We start from the raw sequence: 7,876 nt of genomic DNA, 5'->3' as shown, positions 1-7,876 counted from the left end.
CTGTTTTCTTCCGGCACCACCGGCAAGCCCAAGTGTATTGTGCATGGCACGGGTGGCATTTTGTTGAACCATGCCAAAGAGCTTATGCTGCATGGGGACATCGGGCCGGGCGATAGCCTGATGTATTTCACCACTTGCGGCTGGATGATGTGGAACTGGCAGGCGTCGGGCCTGCTCACGGGCGCGCGCCTGGTAACGGTCGATGGCTCTCCGGGGTATCCGAATTTAAGTTATCTGTGGGAACTGGCCGCGAACGAGGGCGTGACACACTTTGGGACCAGTGCCCGCTTTATTGCCGGGTGTCGCAAGGCCAATTTAACGCCCGCGCAAACTCATAGTCTGCAAAAGCTGCGAGTGGTGTTCTCTACGGGCTCACCGTTGTTGCCTGAAGATTACGACTGGTTTTATGCCGACGGGGTGCCGCAGGCATTATTAGGCTCCATTGCGGGGGGCACCGACATTTGCGGCTGCTTTGTCGGGTGCGTCCCCACATTGCCGGTCCACCGGGGCGAGATTCAGGGCAAGATGTTGGGGGCCGACGTGACGGCCTTTGATGACCAGGGTCATGAGGTGCAGGCCGGGCGGGGTGAACTGGTGTGCAGGGAGCCCTTGCCGTCGATGCCGGTGGCGTTCTGGAACGACCCTGACGGCAGCCGATATCGCGATGCGTACTTTGTTACCTACCCGGGTGTCTGGGCGCATGGTGACTTTATCGAATTCACCGAGACGGGCGGCGCTATTATCTACGGTCGCTCCGATGCCACGTTGAACCCGGGCGGGGTGCGCATTGGCACCGCAGAAATCTACCGCCAGGTTGAAACGGTGGACGCAGTAAAAGACAGCTTGGTGGTGGGGCGTCAGGTGGATGGCGATGTGGAAGTGGTGCTACTGATTGTTCCTGCTCAAGGTCATGAGTTAAGTGAAGCCTTGGTAAAGGAGTTACGCACCCGTATTCGTGAAGGGGCCAGCCCACGACATGTGCCGCGTCATATTCTGGCCGTGCCCGATATCCCCTACACCCGCAGCGGCAAGAAAGTGGAGTTGGCGGTGGCGCGCCTGGTGAATGGGTCTGTCCGCGCAGACAATCGCGATGCGTTGGCCAATCCGCAGGCACTGGACGAAATTGGTGAATGCCTGCGCGCGCTTGGATTGAGAGCCTGAACAGCGAAGATTGGTATAGTTTTTCTGCCTATGCTGAAAATCGGTGTGTTTGTTTTTCAGTTATCCATAAATCGGTTAACTCTTATAAGCCTTCTGCATTATTCAAATAATCAGTCAAACTCTAAACTGTTTTCATGAGTTTCTGAAACGTGAGACTGTTTGCGCAGCGTCAATTGCAGATAATTGGATTTACATGGATAACATCATTTATAAACATCCCGATGAGATACGTGTCGTTGCCGTATTAGGCACTGGTTCGGTTGGCGCCAGTTGGATTGCGCTCTTCCTGGCTCACGGTCTTGAGGTCATTGCGTATGACCCTTCCCCCCATGCACCTGAAAGCGTGAATGAATTTGTTTCCAATGCTTGGCCTGCCTTGCGCGAGTTAGGCCGCACCAGGTTGCTGCGCCCACCACTCGATTTGATACGTTTTGTCTCTTCGGCAGGTGAAGCCGCTCGCATGGCGGATTTGGTTCAAGAAAACTGTCCGGAGCATTTGGAGGTAAAGAAAAAGCTCTTGGCAGAGGTTGAGGCTGTCGCGGTTCCCAGCAAAATCATTCTTTCAAGCACGGGCGGAATCCCACCTAGTGCCATGCAAGAGGCCTGCACGTATCCTGAGCGATTAGTCGTTTTACATCCATTTAACCCTACCCATTTAATTCCGCTTGTTGAAGTGGTGGGCGGGCGGAAAACTTCTCCGGTTGTGGTTGATTGGGCGATGGATTTCGCCCGTTCTCTGCACAAACAACCGATTTGTTTACATGCTGAAACCAATGGTCATATGGCCAATCGTTTGCAGTTTGCATTAATGCGCGAAGCGGTGGCGTGTTTGCAAGATGGCATCGCAAGCGCACGCGATATCGATGCCGCCGTTCGTTACGGTTTGGGGCCGCGGTGGGCCTTAATGGGCGGGTTGCTAACGTTGCACCTGGCAGGGGGTGACAAGGGAATGCAAGGCATTCTGGATCATGCCGGTCAGGCCATTCAGGAGTGGTGGACGCCATCTACGTCGGTGACGCTTACGCCTGAACTTGTTCAAAAACTGGTTAAAGCTGCGCAGGAAGTATCACAGGGCGAGTCGGTTCAGCACTGGGTTAAATGGCGCGACGAGGGCTTGGTCGACGTATTGAAGTTACAGGAAAAACTAGGGGCATGACGTGCCCCTCTAACTACAAAGAAATGATGACTGAATCTTATAAGTGGCCCGTTTCATTACCTGATAGTTTATCGGTTAAGTTGGATGACACCATTGCTGTCTTAACTTTAAATCGTGCATATAAACGCAATGCACTCTGTGATGAGTTGGTGCTGGGTATGCAGGTCTTTTTTTCAAGCATTCCGGCGCATGTGCAGGGTGTGGTGGTGCACGGTGCCGGCGGCGATTTTTGCGCCGGTCTTGACTTGAATGAACTCAAAGAAACCTCTGTCGCCGAGAGTTTTGATACGTCAATTATTGGGCAGCGCCTGAATGACACTGTGCAATTTTGTAAAGTGCCGGTTATTTCGGTGCTCCATGGTGCTGTTATCGGGGGTGGGCTGGAGTTTGCGGCTTCAACACATATTCGCGTTGCCGAGCGGAGTGCATATTACGCCCTTCCCGAGGGTACGCGCGGCATTTTTCTGGGCTCAGGAGGGTCTGTTCGCCTGCCTCGTCTTATCGGGGCTGCGACGGTAATCGATATGATGCTGTCAGGACGGGTGTACGAGGCTGAAGAGGCACATCATATTTTGCGACTCTCTCAATATCTGGTCGACCCTGGCCAGGGATTGCAGAAAGGGATTGAACTGGCCAAACGTATTGCAAAAAACGCGCCATTAGCGAATTTTGCCGTTATCCAATCCATCCCTCGTATTTGCGAGCAAGATCCGCAAACAGGGTTGTTTACCGAAATGTTGATGGTTGGCATCGCCCAAGGAGACGATGAAGCCAAGCAGCGTTTGCGCGATTTCCTGGAACGTAAGGCCAATAAGGTTCAACGCCATTCTCAGGGGTAGACAACCCTTGCTGACAGTGATGTGTATGAGTAACCCCAAGCGAAAGGGATAAATCAATGAGTTCCGCACCTTTACGAACCGACTTCAGTCGAGACGAGTTAGAAGCCGAGGCGAACGAATTTCGACATCATATTGCGCGTTGGGTAGACGAGCGGTTGTGTCCCCAGGCGGAGGCGCTCGACAATGCGAACGATTTTTCTCATGAACTGTTCAAAGAGTTGGGTGATCTGGGTTATTACGGAATCATGTATCCGGAAACGGTTGGCGGTAGTGGGCTGAAGTACCCCTTTACATGTTTCTCCATATTATGTGAAGAGCTGGCGCGAGGCTCTATGAGCTTCGCTGCGGGGGTATGTATGCAAGGCTCAACGGCAACGCATACCGTTTTTCAGTGGGGTAATGAGAATTTACATAACAAGTACTTAAAACCCGCTTTGCTGGGCGAAAAAATAGCGGCGTTTGCCATCACCGAGCCTAATTCGGGTTCTGATGCCGCTTCTTTACTTACACGTGCCACTCGCACAGAGGGCGGTTTTTTCCTTAACGGTTCCAAAATATTCACGACCAACGGTACGGTTGCCGATTTTATTACGGTAGTGGCAACCACAAACCCAACGCAGGGGTTAAAAGGGCTCGACCTTTTTCTGGTTGATACCAATACCCCTGGGTTCTCGGTAGGGCGTAAGCTGGACAAGTTCTCGGTACGAAGCTCCGACACGGCTGAATTGGTTTTTGAGAATGTTTTTGTGCCTGATGAATGTTATTTAAACAATGGTGTACCGAGCAGTTTTCTGAACGCTTATAAGTCATTAACAGTCGATCGTATTTTTACTGCGGCTTTGGCATTGGGTGGCGGTAGGGCTGCATACGACTCCGCTTTGCGTTATGCCAAAGAGCGAGAGCAATTTGGTCAACCTATCAGCAAGTTTCAAGCCATTCAATTTCGGTTGGTCGATATGCTGGCCAAGCTGGAGCAAAGCAGGTTGTATACCTATCATGCGGCGGCACTTGCTGATCAGAATGCCTCCATTACTACCGAAGCGGCGCTGGCAAAAATCGTCGCGGCCGAGGGGTGTCATGAAGTTTGTGAAATGGCTATGTCGGTTTATGGCGGTTATGGATTAATGAATGAATATCCCGTGCAACGCTTTCTACGAGACTCGTACTTTCCCATGATCGGTGGCGGTACAGGCGACATCATGCGGCATATCGTTTCAAGGCAACTGGGCTTGTAAAACCTCTTGCCACCTACAAGCTGCACCATAAGCAGCAGAGCAAAGGCCGTAAATCGGTCATTTTTAAATAAATCGAAGTACAGGAGACATTAAAATGAAGAAAAGCATACTTGCATTTACGTTGGTTGCCTTAATCCCGCTGTCCAATGCTTTTGCCGAAGGCGTTAAGGTTGGCGTTATTACCGGCGCTACCGGGCCGGGGGCGTCGCTGGGTATTCCTTATAAGAATACTTTTGAGGTCGTACCCAAAACCCTGGGTGGCGTACCGGTTGAATACATAATCGTTGATGATGCTACCGACACCACAACTTCGGTAAAGCTGGCCCGAAAGCTTATTCAGCAAGATAACGTCGACCTGATTATCGGCTCAAGCAGTGTGCCCACTGCGTTGGCAGTCAGTGAAATTGTGGCTGAACAGAAAGTGCCTCAGATCTCGCTTTCCCCTTTGCCGGTTAAGGCCGAAGATAACCCTTGGTCGTACGCGGTGCCGCAACCTATTAATATCATGATGGCCGCGGTGGTCAAAAACATGAAAGAAAAAGGGGTCAAGAGCGTTGGTTACCTGGGTTTTTCGGATTCCTGGGGTGAACTGGTGTTGGCGGGGCTAAAAGCAAATATCGAGGGAACCGATATAAAGCTGGTGGCGAGTGAGCGTTACGGCCGTATTGACACCAGCGTAGCTGGTCAGGTGCTTAAGTTAATGGCTGCTAAACCGGATGCAGTTGTTTTGGGTGGCTCTGGGACGCCGGGCGCATTACCTCAAGTGAGCTTGCGAGAGCGTGGCTACAAAGGCCCTATTTATCATAATCATGGTGTGATTAACAAAGACTTTTTGCGTGTTGGTGGTAATGCGCTCGAAGGCGCTTACGCACCCACCGGGCCAGTCATGGTGGCCGAGCAATTGCCCGACAGCAACCCGATCAAGGCTGAGGCTATGGAATTTACCAAAAACTATGAGGCCAAATTTGGAGATAACACACGCAATGCATTTTCAGCTTATTCGTGGGATGCTTATTTATTGGCAGACCAGGCTGTGGAGAAGGCGTTGAAAGTCGCCAAACCCGGCACGGCTGAATTCCGTGCCGCACTTAGGGATGCACTGGAAACAAGTAACGAGGTCGTGGGTACTCATGGTGTATATACCATGAGTAAAACCGATCATACAGGGCTTGATGAGCGCGCCAGTGCGTTAGTGCAAGTGGAAAATGGCGACTGGAAACTGGTAACAGCTAAATGACAGTGATGTAATTTAGCTGTGAATCGGTTTGCGATTCTATTTGATTTGGTAGGCAGTACTGGATTCGAACCAGCGACCTCTACGATGTCAACGTAGCGCTCTAACCAACTGAGCTAACCGCCTTTAAAGAAGAACGCAATGATAGCCTGAATTGTGGCTGCATGTCAAAGCCGTTTGCAGGCATTCAATGTTACACTAGGTGGGCTAATGTTTTGTTTGGAAACGCGGCAAATGCCGCGTTTTTTGTCGTAGCGTGTACGGTATCGGTGGGTATTGGTACGCTTGTTAATGTCAGGATGCTATATGGTTCAAATTACACTGCCTGATGGATCTCAGCGCGAGTATCCCGGCCCGGTGTCGGTTAACGACGTCGCTTTTTCCATTGGCTCGGGGTTGGGTAAAGCTGCTCTGGCCGGGAAAGTGTCGTTCGAAGGCCAAGAAGATAGGCTGGTGGACACCAGTTACGTCATTAATCAGAACGCACAACTGGCTATCATAACCGCCAAAGACCCGGAAGGGCTTGATCTCATTCGCCATTCCACTGCACACTTGCTGGCTTACGCGGTGAAGAGTTTGTTTCCAGAGGCCCAGGTCACTATCGGCCCGGTTATCGATAACGGCTTTTACTACGATTTTTCTTACAAGCGTCCGTTTACGCCCGAAGATTTGGAAGCCATTGAAAAGAAAATGGTGGAATTGGCCAAAAAAGACGAGGTGGTCACGCGCGAAGAATGGAAAAGAGACGATGCCGTTGCGTTTTTCAAAAGCATTGGCGAACAATATAAAGCGGAAATCATTGCGTCTATTCCGTCGAACGAGAACATTAGCCTGTATCGTGAAGGTGATTTCATCGATCTTTGCCGGGGGCCTCACGTCCCCTCCACCGGCAAACTGAAGGTTTTTAAGTTGACCAAGGTGGCTGGGGCCTACTGGCGTGGCGATAGCAACAATGAAATGTTGCAGCGTATTTATGGCACGGCTTGGGCTACAAAAGAAGATCAGGCCGCTTATTTGCACATGCTGGAAGAGGCTGAAAAACGGGATCACCGCAAATTGGGTCGCGAATTGGACTTCTTCCATTTCCAAGATGAAGCACCCGGGCTTATTTTCTGGCACCCGAAAGGCTGGACGGTTTGGCAGCAAGTCGAGCAATATATGCGTGCCGTATACCGCGACAATGGTTATCAGGAAGTAAAGGCGCCACAAATCCTGGATCTTTCACTTTGGAAGAAAACCGGGCACTGGGACAACTACGCCGAAAACATGTTCACCACAGAGTCGGAGAGCCGCACTTATGGTTTGAAACCGATGAATTGTCCCGGACACGTGCAGATTTTTAACGCCGGGTTGCATTCCTATCGCGAACTGCCCATTCGTTATGGTGAATTCGGCCAGTGCCATCGCAATGAGCCATCCGGTTCCCTGCACGGCATGATGCGTGTGCGCGGGTTCACCCAAGACGACGGTCACATTTTCTGTACGGAAGATCAGTTGCAAGACGAGTGTGCGGCGTTTACGGCCTTGTTGCAGAATGTGTATGCCGACTTCGGCTTTACAAAGATTCTCTATAAAGTGGCGACCCGTCCGGAAAAACGTATCGGCTCTGATGAGGTTTGGGACAAAGCGGAGCAAGCGTTGATGGAAAGCTTGAACCGTACAGGGTGCGAATACGAAGTCAGTGAAGGCGAGGGCGCATTCTACGGCCCGAAGATTGAATATACGCTAACGGACGCAATCGGCCGTCACTGGCAGTGCGGCACAATTCAGGTTGATTTTTCCATGCCGGAGCGCCTCGGCGCCGAATATGTCGACGCGAACGATCAACGTAAAACGCCGGTTATGTTGCATCGGGCCATTTTGGGTTCCTTCGAGCGTTTTATCGGTATTCTTATTGAAAATCATGCGGGTGCATTACCGCCATGGCTCGCCCCTGAACAGGCCGTGGTGTGCTGTATTTCCGAGAATTCTGCTGATTATGCAGCTGAAATCGCTCAAAAGCTGAAAAAACAAGGGTTTAGAGCCGGGGCAGATTTGCGCGGTGAAAAAATCAACCGTAAAATCAGAGAGCATAGTTTGAAGAAAATGCCCTACATTCTGGTAGTCGGCGAAAAAGAACGCGAAGCAGGAACGGTTGCGGTACGCAGCCGGGGTGGCGTTGATTTGGGTGTCATGAGTACCAACGACTTTATCCAGCGTTTGCACGAAGATATTCAGCAACGTCGCAATGCAGGGCAAGACCATTAATATT

The 7,876-nt window shown here is 51.1% G+C and carries 6 protein-coding genes and 1 tRNA gene; 6 read left to right on the top strand and 1 reads right to left on the bottom strand.

Features of this window, described 5'->3' with window-relative positions; genetic code table 11:
- The 5 genes from CJO09_RS15040 to CJO09_RS15020 form a co-directional block, all read left to right on the top strand.
- Positions 1-1,161 (top strand): acetoacetate--CoA ligase (locus tag CJO09_RS15040; RefSeq protein ID WP_119443090.1); only part of this gene is annotated, 1,161 nt, incomplete at its 5' end.
- A gap of 193 nt (positions 1,162-1,354) precedes the next feature.
- Positions 1,355-2,317 carry a 3-hydroxyacyl-CoA dehydrogenase NAD-binding domain-containing protein gene (locus CJO09_RS15035; RefSeq protein WP_119443089.1) on the top strand — a complete coding sequence of 321 codons (963 nt, stop codon included), beginning with the start codon at positions 1,355-1,357 and terminating at the stop codon, positions 2,315-2,317.
- 26 nt (positions 2,318-2,343) lie between these two features.
- A complete protein-coding gene (locus tag CJO09_RS15030) occupies positions 2,344-3,156 on the top strand; it encodes a crotonase/enoyl-CoA hydratase family protein (RefSeq protein ID WP_218961073.1) in 813 nt (270 codons plus the stop codon).
- Between the two features lie 56 nt (positions 3,157-3,212).
- On the top strand, positions 3,213-4,391 hold the full coding sequence (locus CJO09_RS15025) for an acyl-CoA dehydrogenase family protein (RefSeq protein ID WP_119443088.1): 1,179 nt from the start codon (positions 3,213-3,215) through the stop codon (positions 4,389-4,391).
- 94 nt (positions 4,392-4,485) lie between these two features.
- Complete coding sequence (locus CJO09_RS15020) at positions 4,486-5,628, top strand: ABC transporter substrate-binding protein (RefSeq protein ID WP_119443087.1); 1,143 nt, start codon at positions 4,486-4,488, stop codon at positions 5,626-5,628.
- A gap of 46 nt (positions 5,629-5,674) precedes the next feature.
- Here CJO09_RS15020 and CJO09_RS15015 read toward each other — a convergent pair.
- Positions 5,675-5,751, bottom strand: a tRNA-Val gene (locus CJO09_RS15015).
- A 180-nt stretch (positions 5,752-5,931) separates the two neighbouring features.
- On the opposite strand from CJO09_RS15015, the gene thrS reads away from it, so the two are divergent.
- The gene (thrS, locus tag CJO09_RS15010) at positions 5,932-7,872 is read left to right on the top strand and encodes a threonine--tRNA ligase (RefSeq protein ID WP_119443086.1); all 1,941 of its coding nucleotides are present in this window, start codon (positions 5,932-5,934) and stop codon (positions 7,870-7,872) included.
- Positions 7,873-7,876: the final 4 nt, after the last annotated feature.

Origin of the sequence: Neopusillimonas maritima, assembly GCF_003576595.1 — a bacterium.
Classification (GTDB): Bacteria; Pseudomonadota; Gammaproteobacteria; order Burkholderiales; family Burkholderiaceae_B; genus Neopusillimonas; species Neopusillimonas maritima.
This window is presented reverse-complemented; position numbering and strand designations above follow the sequence as displayed.

Excerpts from the sequence above, each read along its gene's own strand:
- CJO09_RS15035 (WP_119443089.1), top strand. The coding sequence starts at position 1,355 with ATGGATAACATCATTTATAAACATCCCGATGAGATACGTGTCGTTGCC.
- CJO09_RS15030 (WP_218961073.1), top strand. The coding sequence starts at position 2,344 with ATGACTGAATCTTATAAGTGGCCCGTTTCATTACCTGATAGTTTATCG.
- CJO09_RS15025 (WP_119443088.1), top strand. The coding sequence starts at position 3,213 with ATGAGTTCCGCACCTTTACGAACCGACTTCAGTCGAGACGAGTTAGAA.
- CJO09_RS15020 (WP_119443087.1), top strand. The coding sequence starts at position 4,486 with ATGAAGAAAAGCATACTTGCATTTACGTTGGTTGCCTTAATCCCGCTG.
- thrS (WP_119443086.1), top strand. The coding sequence starts at position 5,932 with ATGGTTCAAATTACACTGCCTGATGGATCTCAGCGCGAGTATCCCGGC.